Origin of the sequence: Prescottella subtropica, from assembly GCF_005434945.1 — a bacterium.
GTDB classification, from domain to species: Bacteria; Actinomycetota; Actinomycetes; order Mycobacteriales; family Mycobacteriaceae; genus Prescottella; species Prescottella subtropica.
Window position 1 is genome coordinate 76,660 of sequence record NZ_SKCH01000002.1, and the last position, 15,219, is coordinate 91,878.

The 15,219-nt window shown below is 67.4% G+C and carries 14 protein-coding genes; 7 read left to right on the forward strand and 7 right to left on the reverse strand.

Annotation, left to right across the window (positions count from 1 at the left end; all coding sequences use genetic code 11):
• Positions 1 to 9: 9 nt before the first annotated feature.
• Complete coding sequence (locus E0497_RS02650) at positions 10 to 966, reverse strand: Zn-ribbon domain-containing OB-fold protein (RefSeq protein WP_421958297.1); 957 nt, start codon at positions 964 to 966, stop codon at positions 10 to 12.
• A 104-nt stretch (positions 967 to 1,070) separates the two neighbouring features.
• Here E0497_RS02650 and E0497_RS02655 point away from each other — a divergent pair, with 104 nt between their 5' ends.
• Complete coding sequence (locus E0497_RS02655) at positions 1,071 to 2,111, forward strand: LLM class F420-dependent oxidoreductase (protein WP_137723242.1); 1,041 nt, start codon at positions 1,071 to 1,073, stop codon at positions 2,109 to 2,111.
• 66 nt (positions 2,112 to 2,177) lie between these two features.
• Here the strand turns inward: E0497_RS02655 and E0497_RS02660 are convergent, their stop codons facing one another.
• The 3 genes from E0497_RS02660 to E0497_RS02670 form a co-directional block, all read right to left on the reverse strand.
• Positions 2,178 to 2,939 (reverse strand): 3-hydroxyacyl-CoA dehydrogenase, encoded by a 762-nt coding sequence (locus tag E0497_RS02660; RefSeq protein ID WP_137723243.1) that lies wholly within the window; start codon positions 2,937 to 2,939, stop codon positions 2,178 to 2,180.
• A gap of 97 nt (positions 2,940 to 3,036) precedes the next feature.
• Complete coding sequence (locus E0497_RS02665; protein WP_137723244.1) at positions 3,037 to 3,660, reverse strand: TetR/AcrR family transcriptional regulator; 624 nt, start codon at positions 3,658 to 3,660, stop codon at positions 3,037 to 3,039.
• Between the two features lie 164 nt (positions 3,661 to 3,824).
• A complete protein-coding gene (locus tag E0497_RS02670; protein WP_170312846.1) occupies positions 3,825 to 4,655 on the reverse strand; it encodes a crotonase/enoyl-CoA hydratase family protein in 831 nt (276 codons plus the stop codon).
• A gap of 79 nt (positions 4,656 to 4,734) precedes the next feature.
• Between E0497_RS02670 and E0497_RS02675 the strand changes: the two genes are divergently transcribed.
• Complete coding sequence (locus tag E0497_RS02675) at positions 4,735 to 6,381, forward strand: acyl-CoA synthetase (protein WP_137723245.1); 1,647 nt, start codon at positions 4,735 to 4,737, stop codon at positions 6,379 to 6,381.
• Positions 6,381 to 7,493, forward strand: a complete 1,113-nt coding sequence (locus E0497_RS02680; RefSeq protein ID WP_137723246.1) for an NAD(P)H-dependent flavin oxidoreductase — start codon at positions 6,381 to 6,383, stop codon at positions 7,491 to 7,493. Before E0497_RS02675 ends, E0497_RS02680 begins: the two co-directional genes overlap by 1 nt.
• A 66-nt stretch (positions 7,494 to 7,559) precedes the next feature.
• Here E0497_RS02680 and E0497_RS02685 read toward each other — a convergent pair whose 3' ends face one another.
• The 3 genes from E0497_RS02685 to E0497_RS02695 form a co-directional block, all read right to left on the reverse strand.
• Entirely contained in the window at positions 7,560 to 9,194 is a 1,635-nt protein-coding gene (locus E0497_RS02685) for a long-chain-fatty-acid--CoA ligase (RefSeq protein ID WP_137723247.1), read from the reverse strand.
• 75 nt (positions 9,195 to 9,269) lie between these two features.
• The gene (locus E0497_RS02690; protein ID WP_137723248.1) at positions 9,270 to 10,391 is read right to left on the reverse strand and encodes an acyl-CoA dehydrogenase family protein; all 1,122 of its coding nucleotides are present in this window, start codon (positions 10,389 to 10,391) and stop codon (positions 9,270 to 9,272) included.
• A 14-nt stretch (positions 10,392 to 10,405) separates the two neighbouring features.
• Positions 10,406 to 11,587 (reverse strand): acyl-CoA dehydrogenase family protein, encoded by a 1,182-nt coding sequence (locus E0497_RS02695; protein WP_137723249.1) that lies wholly within the window; start codon positions 11,585 to 11,587, stop codon positions 10,406 to 10,408.
• Between the two features lie 282 nt (positions 11,588 to 11,869).
• On the opposite strand from E0497_RS02695, the gene E0497_RS02700 reads away from it, so the two are divergent.
• From E0497_RS02700 to E0497_RS02715, 4 genes are all read left to right on the forward strand, one after another.
• Complete coding sequence (locus E0497_RS02700) at positions 11,870 to 12,058, forward strand: ferredoxin (RefSeq protein ID WP_137723250.1); 189 nt, start codon at positions 11,870 to 11,872, stop codon at positions 12,056 to 12,058.
• Positions 12,059 to 12,185: 127 nt separating this feature from the next.
• Positions 12,186 to 13,100, forward strand: coding sequence for a 3-oxoacyl-ACP reductase (locus E0497_RS02705; RefSeq protein ID WP_137723251.1), 915 nt, complete (start codon positions 12,186 to 12,188; stop codon positions 13,098 to 13,100).
• Positions 13,101 to 13,575: 475 nt separating this feature from the next.
• Positions 13,576 to 14,340, forward strand: coding sequence for an MlaE family ABC transporter permease (locus tag E0497_RS02710; RefSeq protein ID WP_137723252.1), 765 nt, complete (start codon positions 13,576 to 13,578; stop codon positions 14,338 to 14,340).
• A gap of 20 nt (positions 14,341 to 14,360) precedes the next feature.
• A complete protein-coding gene (locus E0497_RS02715) occupies positions 14,361 to 15,212 on the forward strand; it encodes an MlaE family ABC transporter permease (RefSeq protein WP_137723253.1) in 852 nt (283 codons plus the stop codon).
• Positions 15,213 to 15,219 lie beyond the last annotated feature (7 nt).

The following is a 15,219-nucleotide window of genomic DNA, read 5'->3' on the forward strand; positions in this document are numbered from 1 at the left end:
TCGAGGCTCCTAGAGGTGATGCTTGTAGGTGTCGTAGTCCGCGTCCGGTTCACCGCTCGGGCGGAAGTGGGAGATGTTGCGCAGCGAGTACTCCCACTCCTCCTTCGGCCGCCAGACGGCCTCGACCCGCATGCCCATCCGCACCTCGGCGGCGTCGACGTCGAGGATCAGGTGCAGGAACGGGATGTCCGCGCCGTCGAGGACGATGTACGCCGCGACGTACGGCGGCTTGATCTGCTGGCCCAGGAACGGGACGTTGACGATGCAGAACGTGGTGATGGTGCCCTTGTCGGACACCTCGACCTGCTCCTTGGTGGGGACGCCGTCGGTGGGGTTCGAGCCGCGCGGCGGGACGTACACCTTGCCGTTCGCGTCGGTGCGGCCGCCGATGACCTTGCCCTCCATCAGCCCGCGGAGGTAGTAGCTCTCCTCGAACGATGCCGTGTGGGTGTAGTGCAGGTCGATCGGTGTGACGATCCGGGTGACCGGGTCGGCGTCGGAAGCCGGTGTCGCCGAGCCGGGTTCGCTCTCGCCCGGCTCGAAGCACACGATGTCGCGGATGTGGCCGGCGCGCTCGTCGGCCCAGCGGACCCGCACCCGCATGCCGGTGCTCATCGCGTCGGGGGAGCCGGCGTCGACGGCGTGCAGGATCGACGTGTCGGCGCCGTCGAGCTGCACGAGCGCCCACGCGAACGGATGCGTCAGCGGCTGACCGTCGATGGGCTCGGACATCCACGACCAGGTGACGACCGTGCCGGTGTCGGCGACGTCGACGAAGTCCGTCATCGGTTCGTGCGTCGCCGGATCGAACTCCGGCGGCGGCACGTGGACACGGCCGTCGGACCCGCGGGCACCGACGATCTTCCGGTCACGCAGGCCCGTCACGAACGCTCCGATGGTGGGGCCGACGGATCGGGTGTAGTCGAATTTCAGATTAAGAGGCGCCCTCAGTGGCTGTTCGGCCACGGCGCTATCCGTAGGGGTCACGAATCGAGTAGAACAGGTTCTTATTATTGTGGCAAGGGTCACGTCCGTGGCGCCGCGGATGTGGGAAAACACGGAGGCACACAATGAAGCTGGGGTTACAACTCGGGTACTGGGGTGCGCAGCCTCCGGCCAACGCGCAGGAACTCGTTGCAGAGGCGGACCGATCGGGGTTCGACGCGGTCTTCTCCGCCGAGTCCTGGGGCAACGACGCGTTCACGCCACTGGCATGGTGGGGGTCGAGTACCGACGACGTCCGACTGGGGACGTCCGTCGCGCAGATGTCGGCGCGCACCCCCACGAACTGTGCGATGCACGCGCTCACCCTCGACCACCTGTCGGGGGGCCGTGCCATCCTCGGGCTCGGCGTGTCCGGGCCGCAGGTCGTCGAGGGCTGGTACGGGCAGTCGTTCGCCAAGCCGCTGGCCCGCACCCGCGAGTACGTGTCGATCGTGCGGCAGGTCCTCGCCCGCGACGGTGCGGTACGCAACGACGGACCGCACTATCCGTTGCCCTACACTGGTTCCGGATCGCTGGGGTTGGGTAAGCCGCTCAAGCCGATCACGCATCCGCTGCGGGCCGACGTGCCGATCTGGCTCGGGGCCGAGGGGCCGAAGAACGTGGCGCTGACCGCGGAGATCGCCGACGGCTGGCTCGCGATCTACTACACGCCGCGGCTGGCACCGATGTACAACGAGTGGCTCGACGAGGGATTCGCGCGTCCGGGTGCGCGCCGCAGTCGCGCCGACTTCGAGATCGCCGCGACGTGTCAGGTGGTCGTCACCGACGACCGGCAGGCCGAGATCGACAAGTACAAGCCGTTCACCGCGCTCTACGTCGGCGGGATGGGTGCGGCCGAGATGAACTTCCACGCCCAGGTGTACACCCGGATGGGCTACGGCGACGAGGTCGCCGAGATCCAGAAGTTGTTCCTGTCCGGGCGCAAGGACGAGGCGGCCGCGATCGTCCCGGACAAGATGGTCACCGACACCATGATCATCGGCAACGTCGACGAGGTCCGTGAGCAGGTGAAGGTGTGGGAGGACGCCGGCGTCACGATGCTGCTCGTGACGTGCCGCAGCGTCGAGCACATGCGTCAGCTCGCGGCGGCCGTCGGGACGGCCTGATCCGACACGGAAGGCGCCGTCGGACACGAGAGTTCGTGTCCGACGGCGCCTCGCGGTGCCGATGGGTCAGCGCGGCGCCATGCGGATCGCGCCGTCGAGGCGGATGACCTCACCGTTGAGCATCGGGTTGGAGACGATGTGCGACGCGAGCGCGCCGTACTCCGACGGGTCGCCCAGTCGGGCCGGGTGCGGCACCGACGCGCCGAGCGCCTTGGTGGCCTCCTCGGGCAGGCCGGCGAGCAGCGGGGTCGCGAACAGGCCCGGAGCGATCGTGACGACGCGGATCAGCGACGACGCGAGGTCGCGCGCGATCGGCAGCGTCATGCCGACGACGCCGCCCTTGGACGCCGAGTAGGCGGCCTGACCCATCTGGCCGTCGAACGCCGCGACGGAGGCGGTGTTGACGATGACGCCGCGCTCGCCGTCGATCGGTTCGACCTTCGAGATGCGTTCGGCGGCCAGGCGGATCACGTTGAACGTGCCGACCAGGTTGATGGTGATCACCCGCGAGAAGTCGGCGAGCGGGAACGCACCCTTCTTGCTGACGGTCTTGATCGCGTTGCCGATGCCGGCGCAGTTGACGGCCACCCGCAGTGTGCCGAGGGACTCGGCCAGATCCAGGGCCGCCGAGACCGAGGTTTCGTCGGTGACATCACCCGGTGCGAAGCGGACGCGGTCGCCCAGTTCGGCGGCGACGGCCTCGCCGTTCGACGACGGCAGGTCGAGGATGACGACGGTGGCACCGTCCGCGTGCAGGGCCTTCGCGGTGGCCAGGCCGAGGCCCGAGGCACCGCCGGTGACGATGGCGACGCTGTCCTTGACGATCATGCGCTTCCTTCCGGTTGGACAACCGCTTACTTAACGATCGCTAAGTTTGGTACCACGTGGCGTCGTGCCAGGTCAAAGTGGAGACCGGACGGCCCGGTCAGGCCGGGGACTCACCCGCGATCCGTCCGGCGATCGCCACGTACTTCGCTGCCACGGCCTCCGGGCCCAGTTCGCCCTCCGCGTGATACCAGCGCGGAATCGCCTGACACATGCCGAGAACTGCCCGTGTCGTCTCCGCGGCGTCGTCGACGTCGAACACGCCCGCAGTGACCCCGTCCCGGACGATGTCCGACACGATCGTTTCGATCCGCTTGCGGACCGTCCGGTACCGCTCGTGGTTCTCGCCCGTCAGATACCGGGCCTCACCCTCGACCGCGGCCAGTCGGGCCCGGTCCGTCATCCGCAGCACGATCGCCGCGACCACATTCGCGAGACGCTGGGCCGGGTCGTCGCCGCCGGCCTCGTTCGCGGCCCGCGCCCGATGCAACACGTCCCCGGTGGACAACTCGATCAGAGCGACGAGCAGCCCTTCCTTGTTCTCGTAGTGGTAGTACAGCGCGGGTACCGTCACGCCCACCCGTCGGGCGATCTCCCGCACCGACGAACCGTGGAACCCCTTCTCGTAGAACACATCGAGCGCCGCAGACAGGATCGGGGTCAGCTCGAGCGGCTCGAGTCGCCGCCACTCCGGCACGGGGGCCTCGTCCGCTCGTGTGCCCATCGGCTCCCTCAACTGTCGATCCTCGGTCGGTGTCCGTCGAGGATACGCACGGCGGTCGGGTGTCCCGTACACAGCTGAAGGGTCCCTTCGTGCGCTCACGGCGAACAAAGGGACCCTTCAGCTGCGGAGGTGGAGGTGGCCCGGGGCGGATACGGCGTGCGGGTCTAGGTGCCCGTGAACTTCGGCGCCCGCTTCTCGGCGAAGGAGCGGGGGCCTTCCTTGGCGTCGTTGCTCGTGAAGACGGCCATGCCGATCTCGGCTTCGACCTTGAACGCGTCCTCCTCGTGCATGCCCTCGGTGACGCGGATGGTCTTCAGGATCGCCTGGACGGCGATGGGGCCGTTGGCGGCGATGCGTTCGGCGATCTCGAGGGCCTTGTCGAGGGCGTGGCCGTCGGGGACGACGTGGCCGATCAGGCCGAGTTCCTTGGCTTCGGGGGCGGGGACGGTGCGGCCGGTGAGCAGGATCTCGGCGGCGACGGTGTAGGGGATCTGGCGCACGAGGCGGACGGCGGACCCGCCGAGCGGGAACAGTCCGAGCTTGGCCTCGGAGACACCGAAGCGGGCGCTCTCGCCGGCGACGCGGATGTCGGTGCCCTGCAGGATCTCGGTGCCGCCCGCGATGGCGGGACCCTCGACCGCGGCGATGAGCGGTTTGGTGAGGCGTCGGCCCTTGAGCAGTGCCGGAATCGTGGTGACGTCCATGCCGCCGGAGAACTTGTCGCCGGGGGAGTTGCGGTTCATCTCCTTGAGGTCCATTCCGGCGCAGAACGTTCCGCCGGCGCCGGTGAGGATCGCGACGCGGATGTCGGGATCGGCGTCGATCCGGTCCCAGGCCTCGGTCATGATCGCCATCATCTCGCCGGAGAGGGCGTTGCGGGCCTCGGGACGGTTCATCGTCACGATCAGGATGTGGCCGCGCTTCTCGACCAGGCAGTGGGGCGACCGGGGCGACTCGGTCGAAACATCCGACTTCTCGGTGGCGTCGATAGGCACTGGAAACTCCCGCAAAGTATGTGACTCGCGTCTCAGATTGGGTCTTGTCAGCGACAGTAACACGTTCTACTTTGATGGCGTGGCCATTCATATCGCAGACCTCGTAGAGCACTCGATCGACCTCAACCCGGACCGCCTCGCCCTGGTGGACGCGGACCGGGGGATCACCTACGCGCAACTGGAGGACAAGGCCAACCGCCTCGCCGACTACCTGCGCGTGCACGGCGTCGCTCCGGGTGACAAGGTGGGTATCTACAGCCGTAACACCATCGAGGCCATCGTGTCCATGGTCGCGATCTTCAAGGCGCGGGCCATCATGGTCAACGTCAACTACCGGTACGTCGAGAACGAGTTGCAGTACATCTTCGAGAACTCGGACATGGTCGCGATCGTCCACGAGCGCCGGTACTCCGACAAGGTCGCGAACGTCCTGCCGAACACCCCGCAGGTGACGACCTCGATCGTCGTCGAGGACGGATCCGATCTCGACTACTCGTCGTACGGCGGAGTCGAGTTCGAGGACGCGCTGTCGCAGGGTTCGCCCGAGCGTAACTTCGGGGAGCGCAGCCCCGACGACATCTTCATCCTCTACACCGGCGGCACCACGGGCATGCCGAAGGGCGTCATGTGGCGGCACGAGGACTGGTGGCGGGTGCTCGGCGGCGGCGTCAACTTCGTCACCGGCGAGTACGTGCAGGACGAGTGGGAGATGGCGAAGCTCGGTGCCGCACATCCCGCGATGGTGCGCTTCCCGATCCCGCCGATGATCCACGGCGGTTCGCAGTCCGCGGTGTTCCACAGTCTGTTCGGCGGTGGCACCCTCGTGATGGTGCCGGAGTTCGAGGCGCACACGGTGTGGCAGGCCATCGACCGCCACAAGATCAACCTCATCTTCATCACCGGCGACGCCATGGCGCGTCCGATGATCGATGCGCTCGTCGCGGGAAATCCGGAAACCGGTCAGCCGTACGATCTTTCGTCTCTGTATGTGATCGCCAGCAGTGCGGCACTGTTCTCGCCGTCACTCAAGGAGCAGTTCCTCGAACTGCTGCCGAACCGCCTGCTCACCGATTCGATCGGCTCGTCCGAGACCGGGTTCGGTGGCCTGGCCACCATCACCAAGGGATTCGAGCACTCCGGGGGGCCGCGGGTGAAGGTCGACTCGCAGACCACCGTCCTCGACGACGCCGGCAACCCCGTCGAACCGGGTTCCGGGACGATCGGCGTCCTCGCCCGTAGCGGCCACATCCCCGTCGGCTACTACAAGGACGAGAAGAAGACCGCCGAAACCTTCAAGGTCTTTGGCGGGATCCGCTACTCCATCCCCGGCGACTACGCCACGATCGAGGAGGACGGCACCGTCACGATGCTCGGTCGCGGGTCGGTCTCCATCAACAGCGGCGGCGAGAAGATCTACCCCGAAGAGGTCGAGGGTGCCGTCAAGACCCACCCCGACGTGTTCGACACGCTCGTCGTCGGTGTGCCGGACGAGCGCTGGGGCAACCGGGTCGTCGCCGTCGTCGCCACCCGTGACGGCGCACGTCCGAGCATGAACGACATCGTGGCGGCTGCCCGCAAGGAGATCGCCGGCTACAAGGTGCCGCGCAGTGTCTGGTTCGTCGACGAGATCAAGCGGTCGCCGGCCGGCAAGCCCGACTACAAATGGGCCAAGGCCGAAACCGAGGCACGCGACGCCGACGACCACTACACGAACGGAAACTCCTGATGCACACCGATCTTGCCGCGAAGTCCGGCATCCAGTACCCGATCTTCGCCTTCACCCCGTCCGAGCACGTGGCCGCGGCTGTCACCCGGGCCGGTGGACTCGGTGTGCTGGGCTGCGTCCGGTTCAACGATCCGGACGAGCTCGAGGCCACGCTGTCGTGGATGGACGAGAACACCGACGGCAAGCCCTACGGCGTCGACGTCGTCATGCCCGCCAAGCTGCCCACCGAGGGTGCCGCCGTCGACCTCGACAAGCTCATTCCGGCCGAGCATCGCGCGTTCGTCGACCGCACCCTCGCCGAACTCGGTGTGCCGCCGCTGTCCGACGACGTCGAGCATGCCACCGGTGTCCTCGGATGGCTGCACTCGGTGGCCCGAGCTCAGCTGGACGTCGCGTTCAAGCACCGTCCCGCGCTCATCGCCAACGCGCTCGGCTCCCCGCCGAAGGACGTCATCGACGAGGCCCACGGCCACGGTGTCCCGGTCGCGGCGCTCGCCGGTGCCGTCGGGCACGCCCGCAGCCACGTCGAGAACGGTGTCGACATCGTCATCGCCCAGGGCTACGAGGCCGGCGGCCACACCGGGGAGATCGCCTCGATGGTGCTCGTCCCCGAAATCGTCGACGCGGTCGGCGATTCCGCAGCAGTCCTGGCCGCGGGTGGTATCGGCAGCGGACGGCAGATCGCCGCTGCCCTCGCCCTCGGTGCGCAGGGTGTGTGGATGGGCTCCTACTGGCTCACCGCCGCCGAATACCGGCTCGGCAGTGCCGCCGACGGCACCTCCGCGATCCAGCGGGCCCTGCTGGCGGCCACGTCCAGCGACACCGTCCGGTCCCGGATCTACTCCGGCAAGCCGGCCCGGCTGCTCAAGACCAAGTGGACCGACGCCTGGTCGGCGCCCGGCGCCCCCGACGCCCTGCCGATGCCGCTGCAGAACCTGCTGGTCGCCGAGGCGCACCAACGCATCTCCGCGGCCGAGAACCCCGACGTGGTCGCCATGCCGGCCGGGCAGATCGTCGGACGCATGAACGAGATCCGTCCCGTCGCCGAGAGCATGGCCGACCTGGTCGCCGAGTTCGAGGCGACCGTCACCCGACTCGACGGTCTGAAGTAACCCGACCCGACCCGGCCGAATGTCACATGCGTTCAGTTGAACTGAACGCATGTGACATTCGGTCCGTCAGGCGTCGGCGGTCTGTCGTTCCAGGGCCTGTGCGAGTTCCGGTGTGAGCAGGGTGAATTCGTCGCTCCCGCGGTCGCGCAGCCACACCGGTTCGGGGCAGTGCCAACGTTCGGCACTCAGTGAGCGGGTGACGACCTTGAACGTCGCGGTGCGCGGGAACTCGGCGCACACCCGGACCAGGGTCGGCTTCTGCTTCGGTCCGAGATCGGGCTGGGCGTCGAGGAACCGGGCGAACGCCACCGGATCGAAGTCGTCGACGTCGCCGACCGGGATGACCGCCGCCATCACCCGGTCACCCACCTCCCGGTCCGGGACCGCATACACCGACACCTGGGCGAAGCCCGGATACTGCACCAGGACACGCTCGATCGGTGCGGCCCCGATGTTCTCGCCGTCGACACGCAGCCAGCCCGAACTGCGTCCCGCGAAGTAGACGAATCCGTCGGCGTCCCGGTACGCGAGATCACCGCTCCAGTACATGCCGTCACGCATCCGTTCGGCATCGGCCTCGGGATTGTTGTAGTAGCCGGTGAATCCGCCGGGCCCGGTCACGTTCACCAGTTCACCGGTGGCGTCCTCGGCGTTGACGATACGGCCGTCCGTGTCGAACTCGGCGGGGGGACATGCCTGCCCGGTCTCCGGGTGGCGCAGTTCGATCTCCGGCGGCAGGAGACCCAGTGCTCCGGCGGGTGCGTCGGGATGCGAACGGATCGAGATGCCGTTCTCGGTCGACCCGAAGCCGTCGACGACCCGAACCCCGAAGCGCCGCGCAAACTCCCGCACCGCCGGCACCGAGCCCTCGTTGCCGTACATGAGACGCAGCGGGTTGTCGGCGTCGTCGGGACGTTCGGGAGTGGACACGATGAACGACAGCGGTTTGCCGACGTAGTTGGCGTACGTGACGCCGTAGCGGCGCACGTCCGGCAGGAACCCGGACGCGGAGAACTTGCGTCGCATCGCGATCGACGTGTGACCGGCCAGCGCGACGGACCACGCGGCGATCATCGCGTTGGAGTGGAACATCGGCATCGACATGTACACGACGTCGGACTCGCCGAGACCGAAACGTTCCGCCAGCATGGTGCCCGGTGCGGTGAACTTGGCGTGCGTGCAGCGCACCGCCTTGGGATCTCCACTCGTCCCGGATGTGAAGATCAGCATGAGCAGGTCGTCGAGTCGGGCCGCCGGTTCGATCACGGGACTGTTCGCGTACGGCGCCAGCATCTCCCGCCACTGAGGTGCGTCGACGTCGATCACCCGGACCTCGGTGAGGTCGAGTCCGTCGAGCAGGTGCGCCTGCGTGGTCTCGGTGAACACGACCTGGCAGTCGGACAGGGCGATGTCCCGGGCCAGGGCATCGCCGCGCCGGGTCGTGTTGAGTCCCGCGACGACCGCGCCGGCGAACGCGGCGGCACCCACCAGCGACGAGAACTCCGGCCTGTTGTCCATGAGGATCCCGAAGTGGTGGGGGCGGTCCGCGTCGAGCAGATCGTTCAGGAACGCCGCCCGGTCGTACATTCCGTGGACGTGGTCCGTCCACGGAATGTACGTGTCCTCGAAGCGGATGCCGTGTGTGCCGATGTCACGGAGTCGGGTGAGCAGGTCCGCGATCGTGGGAGTTGCTGCTGTCATGCCCCCATCATGGCGGGTGTGACGCCCGTCATGTTCGACGGTTTCATTCTGTGGGACTTCTTGTCCCCGTGATACTTACGCCGGAGTCGCGGCGAGTTCCGCGCCGAGCTTGCGGAGTTGGTCGGTGGCCGAGCCGAGAGTGAACTCCTGCCGTTTGGCGGCGAGGAAGTAGCGGTGCGCCGGATGGTCCTCGTCGAGTCCGACACCGCCGTGGACGTGGACGAGAGTGTGCGCGACCCGGTGACCGGCGTCGGCCGCCCAGAACTTCGCGGTCTCGATCTCGCCCTCGATCGGCAGGCCCGCGTCCAGTCGGAACGCTGCCTGCCACAGGGTCAGCCGCACACCCTTGACGTCGATGTAGCCGTCGGCGAGACGCTGCGCGACGGCCTGGAAGCTGCCGATCGGGCGGTCGAACTGCACACGCTCGCGGGCGTACTCGGCGGTCATCTTCAGGGCCTGGTCGAGCACACCGTACTGGTAGGCGCTCGACCCGACCGCACCGCGATCGAGGATCCAGTCGACGACCTCGGCGCCGGTGTCCGTCGTGCCGAGGACCGCGTCGTCGCCGACATGGGCATCGGTGAACTCGACGATGCCGGCGCACCCGAAGTCCGTCGTCTGCTGGCGGATCACGGTGACCCCCGGAGTGCCCGCGGGCACCAGGAACACGACGGTGCCGGCGTCGGTGGATGCGGGCACGACGAACAGGTCCGCGATCGGGGCCGCATCGACGACGATCTTGGTGCCGTGCACCGTCCAGCCGTCGGCGGTCCGCTCGGCGCGGGTGACCGGTGCGGCGGGATCGTCGTTCAGTTCCTCCACGAGCGCGGCCGCGAGAATTTTCGTGCCGGCGCCGGCGGGTGCTGCCCATTCCGAACGCTGTGCGTCCGAGCCGAACTCGGCGATCGTGCCGGCCGCCATGACGATCGACGACAGGTACGGCACCGGTGCGACACCGCGACCCAGCTCGATCAGGATGCTGCACTGCTCGAGGATGCCGAACCCGTCGCCGCCGACGGACTCGGGCAGTGCCGCGCTGAGCACACCGGACGTCGCGAGCGCGTCCCACAGTGTGCGGTCGAACCGGTCGTCGGCCGAATCGAGTTCGCGCAGCCGTTCGTTCGTGACGAGGTCGGTGACGATACCGCCGGTCAGGCCGGCCAGATCGTGCTGGGCCTCGGTGAGGGAGAAGTCCATGTCGGGGTCCGTCCTTATCGCTTGGCCGGGGGCTGACCGAGTGCGGTCATCGCGATGATGTCGCGCTGCACCTCGTTGGTGCCGCCACCGAAGGTGAGGATGAGGGCCGAGCGGTGCATCCGCTCGATGCGTCCGCGCAGCAGGACGCCGGCCGAGTTCTGTCGGATCGTCGCCGACGGGCCGAGGATCTCCATCAGCAGCCGGTAGGCCTCCGTCGCGAACTCGGTGCCGAACACCTTGTTGGCCGACGCGGCCTCCGGGCCCGGCGCATGATCCTGGGCGGACGCGATCTCCCAGTTCATCAGCTTGAGGTATTCGGTCTTGGCGTGGACCCGCGCCAGGTTGATCTGCACCCATTCCTGGTCGATCACCCGGCGACCGTCCGCCAGCTTGGTGTTCTGCGCCCACTCGCGCACTTCCTGCAGGGCCGTCATGATCGGGCCCGCGGACGTGAGCGCCACCCGCTCGTGGTTGAGCTGGTTGGTGACGAGCTTCCAGCCGCCGTTCTCCTCGCCCACGAGCGAGGACTGCGGAACCCGCACGTCCTGGTAGTAGGTGGCACTGGTGTCCGGTCCGGCCATCGTGTGGACGGGTGTGGACGAGAAACCCTCCGCGGTGGTCGGCACGATCAGCATGCTGATGCCGCGATGCTTGCGGGCCTCCGGATCGGTGCGGCACGCCAGCCACACGTAGTCGGCGTACTGGATCAGGCTCGTCCACATCTTCTGGCCGTTGATGACGTAGTCGTCGCCGTCCTTGACCGCGGACGTGCGCAGCGACGCGAGGTCGGTGCCGGCACCCGGCTCGGAGTAGCCGATCGAGAAGTGCAGGTCACCCGCGGAGATCTTGGGCAGGAAGAACGCCTTCTGTTCGGGGGTGCCGAAATGCATGATCGTCGGTGCGACGGAATTGATCGTCAGGAACGGGACCGGTGCGCCCGCGATGGCCGCCTCGTCGGTGAAGATGAGCTGGTCCATGGCCGAGCGGGCCTGGCCGCCGAACTCCTCGGGCCAGCCGAGCGTGAGCCACCCGTCCCGGCCCATGTCGCGGACGACGTCACGGTAGACGTTGCCCTCGCCGTATTCGCCGGTGGTCGCGGCGAGCGCCTCGCGGCGTTCGGGGGTCATCAGCTTCGCGAAATAGCTGCGCAATTCCTCCCGCAACTGTTGCTGCTGCGGGGTGTAGGTGATATCCACGTGCCTTCTCCGTTCCGTCGGCGATCGTCGGCGCTGCTTCGTCGGATGCGACACGGCTGGTTCGGAAAGGGCCACGGACACGGATGATCGTGGAGAATGCTGTGACAGCGGGCTTTCCGGCACCGGCGCGGTCCGCGCGGTCGGCGCGTCGAGGATGGTTGTCCGAATCATTGCACAGCAGTGAAACGGGTTCTAGTCTAATGGCGGAATGATGTTGCATCACAGCCCGATGCAACGAGCGTCCGGCGAGTCTTCCGAACGAATGCGAAATGAGGAACTGTCATGGAGGTCAGGGTCGACAGCGACCGCTGTGAAGCCAACGGGGTGTGCGTCGGAATCGCCCCCGACATCTTCGAACTGGACGACGACGAGCAGTTGATCATCACGTCGGCCGTGGTGCCGGCGGATCGGGAGGCGGACGTGCGCTCGGCGATCGCGCAGTGCCCGCGCGCCGCGCTCACCGAGCACTGACGTACGACGGCGCCACCCTTGCGGCCAATGTAGAACACGTTCTACATTGGCCGCTGTCGTCGGCAGCCGCGGCGACGAAGTACCGACCGGTGCCCAGCCGGTCCGTCACGGGTACGGGAGTGCGCGCATGAGTGCAGACAGCAGTCGCGAGGTCAGCTTGGAGGGCAAGGTCGCCATCGTGACCGGGTCGGGAGCCGGTCTCGGCCGGGCGGAGGCCGTCGGCCTCGCTCGATCGGGGGCTGCCGTCGTCGTCAACGATCTCGCCGCGAACGACGCGGTCGAGGCGACGCTCGACGAGATCCGCACTCTCGGTGGCAAGGCCGAGTTCGTCGCCGGCGACGTCGGCGAGCGGTCCACGGCGGACGCCCTCATGGCGGCGGCGCAGGGACTCGGCGGCGTCGATATCGTCGTCAACAACGCCGGCATCTGCCGCGACCGCATGCTGTTCGGGATGTCCGACGACGAGTGGGATCTCGTCCTCAAGGTGCATCTTCGCGGCCACTTCCTGCTCTCCCGCAACGCCGCGGCGTACTGGCGGGACAAGTCCAAGGCCGACGGCGCACCCGTCTACGGCCGCCTGATCAACACGTCGTCGGAGGCCGGTCTGCTCGGCCCGGCCGGGCAGCCGAACTACGGTGCCGCCAAGGCCGGTATCACCGCGCTGACCCTGTCGGCGGCGCGCGGCCTGTCCCGGTACGGCGTCCGCGCCAACGCCATCTGCCCGCGGGCCCGGACCGCGATGACCGAATCGGTGTTCGGTGACGCTCCTGCCGGCGAGATCGATCCGCTGTCGCCCGAGCATGTCTCCGCGCTGGTGTCGTACCTGGCATCCCCGGCGGCCGACGCGGTCAACGGTCAGGTGTTCGTCGTGTACGGCCCGATGGTGGCGCTGATGGCAGCTCCCGTCGTCGAGCAGCGATTCGACGCGTCCACGTCGCAGTGGACGCCTGCGGCCCTCGCCGACGAGATGGGCGCCTACTTCGACGATCGTGATCCCGAGCGCATGTTCTCGGCCTCGGAGGCGCTGCGGAGTCTCGGCTAGTCACTCTCCCGATGTCCCGCAATCGCCCTGTGTAACGGGTGATTGCGGGGTTTTCGATACATCCGGCAACAAACCCGGCAAAGATGGCGGGTGCGCGGGGTGATTGGATGCGGATGATCGAATCCGATCCCGGGGGATGCGGCAGTGGTGGGGGACTGCCGCCGGGTAGTTCGATGTACTGGTGTCTGGAACGAGTTCCAGTTTTTCGTAGGTGTCCGTCCGTGTCGACTGTGTTGCCGGGTGGGCTGAGTGGAATTTTCAGGCCTGTAAGCAGTGTCGATGGCGGATCCGTGTGCGCGGCGAGGTTCGATTCACGCTCGACGGATATCGACCTTTGACAGGTGAACACGTTCTAGTTAATATGACCTGGGTCACAGAGCGTTTGCCCTGTTCGGACGCTCTGGGGGATGTGTCGTGTCGGGCCGCACTACGCGCCGCACGCATGAGTAACGACGAGGATTGGTGAGGAGGCAACATGGTCGACCTCCTCGAGGTGCCACTGAGGGCCGCCGGCGGGTTCTTCGCGATGTCGGCGGACACGCTCAAGGCCGTCTTCTCGCGCCCGTTCCAGCGGCAGGAGTTCATCGATCAGGCGTGGTTCGTCGCGCGGGTGTCGATGGTTCCGACGATTCTCGTCGCGATCCCGTTCACCGTGCTGGTGAGCTTCACGATCAACATCCTGCTGCGCGAGATCGGTGCCGCCGACCTCAGCGGCGCGGGCGCCGCACTCGGTGCGGTGACGCAGGTCGGGCCGATCGTGACGGTGCTCATCGTCGCCGGTGCCGGTGCCACCGCGATCTGTGCGGACCTGGCGGCCCGCACGATCCGCGAGGAGATCGACGCGATGCGGGTGCTCGGCATCAATCCGCTCCACCGACTGGTCGTGCCGCGCGTACTGGCGTCCACCGCGGTCGCCCTGCTGCTCAACGGCTTGGTCTGCACCATCGGCATCCTGGGTGGCTTCCTCTTCTCTGTGTACGTCCAGGACGTCAACCCCGGATCGTTCGTCAACGGCATCACCCTGCTCACCGGGTTCGGCGAGTTGATGATCTCGATGCTCAAGGCGGGACTGTTCGGCATGATCGCCGGCCTCATGGCCGCCTACCTCGGACTCAACGTCAAGGGTGGCGCCAAGAGTGTCGGTGACGCCGTCAACCAGACCGTCGTCTTCTCGTTCATGGCGCTCTTCGTGGTCAACGTGCTCGTCACCGCCATCGGCATCAAGCTGACGTCCGGGTGAGTGACAGGGGGATGGAATAGATGGCTCTGGTCGCATCCGGGCGGTTCGTGCGCACACGACGGCGTATCGCTCGTAGCTCGCGGTCGGTGGACCGAATCGGTGAGCAGGCGCTGTTCTTCTGGCGTGCACTCATCTGGGCGCCCAAGGCGCTCGTCCACTATCGGAAGGAAACCGTCCGGCTGATCGCCGAGATCAGCATGGGCACCGGTGCGCTCGCCGTCATCGGCGGCACCGTCATCATCGTCGGCTTCCTGACCCTGTTCACCGGCGGCACGATCGCGGTGCAGGGATTCAGCTCGCTCGGCAACATCGGTGTCGAGGCACTCACCGGCTTCTTCGCGGCGTTCATCAACGTGCGCATCGCGGCACCGGTGATCGCCGGCATCGGTCTGGCCGCCACCATCGGTGCCGGCTCGACCGCGCAGCTGGGCGCGATGCGGGTCTCCGAGGAGGTCGACGCGCTCGAGTGCATGGCGATCCCGTCGATCCCGTACCTCGTGTCGACCCGCGTCATGGCCGGGATGATCGCGATCGTCCCGCTGTACTCGCTGGCGGTGATCGCGTCGTTCATCGCCAGCCGGTTCGCGACCGTCGTGATCAACGGCCAGTCCCCGGGCGTCTACGACCACTACTTCTCGACGTTCCTCAACCCGACGGACATCCTGTGGTCGTTCGTGCAGGCGATCGTGATGGGTGTCGCGGTCATGCTCATTCACACCTACTACGGCTTCACCGCGAGCGGTGGCCCGGTGGGGGTCGGTGTGGCCGTCGGCAACGCGGTCCGCGCCTCGCTCATCGCCGTCGTGACGGTGACCCTGTTGATCTCGCTGGCCATCTACGGACAGTCCGGCAACTTCAATCTTTCCGGATAGGGCGGAG

Coding starts and splice junctions, on each gene's coding strand:
- E0497_RS02655 (WP_137723242.1), top strand. CDS start 1,071: ATGAAGCTGGGGTTACAACTCGGGTACTGGGGTGCGCAGCCTCCGGCC.
- E0497_RS02660 (WP_137723243.1), bottom strand. CDS start 2,939: ATGATCGTCAAGGACAGCGTCGCCATCGTCACCGGCGGTGCCTCGGGC.
- E0497_RS02665 (WP_137723244.1), bottom strand. CDS start 3,660: ATGGGCACACGAGCGGACGAGGCCCCCGTGCCGGAGTGGCGGCGACTC.
- E0497_RS02680 (WP_137723246.1), top strand. CDS start 6,381: ATGCACACCGATCTTGCCGCGAAGTCCGGCATCCAGTACCCGATCTTC.
- E0497_RS02685 (WP_137723247.1), bottom strand. CDS start 9,194: ATGACAGCAGCAACTCCCACGATCGCGGACCTGCTCACCCGACTCCGT.
- E0497_RS02690 (WP_137723248.1), bottom strand. CDS start 10,391: ATGGACTTCTCCCTCACCGAGGCCCAGCACGATCTGGCCGGCCTGACC.
- E0497_RS02700 (WP_137723250.1), top strand. CDS start 11,870: ATGGAGGTCAGGGTCGACAGCGACCGCTGTGAAGCCAACGGGGTGTGC.
- E0497_RS02705 (WP_137723251.1), top strand. CDS start 12,186: ATGAGTGCAGACAGCAGTCGCGAGGTCAGCTTGGAGGGCAAGGTCGCC.
- E0497_RS02710 (WP_137723252.1), top strand. CDS start 13,576: ATGGTCGACCTCCTCGAGGTGCCACTGAGGGCCGCCGGCGGGTTCTTC.
- E0497_RS02715 (WP_137723253.1), top strand. CDS start 14,361: ATGGCTCTGGTCGCATCCGGGCGGTTCGTGCGCACACGACGGCGTATC.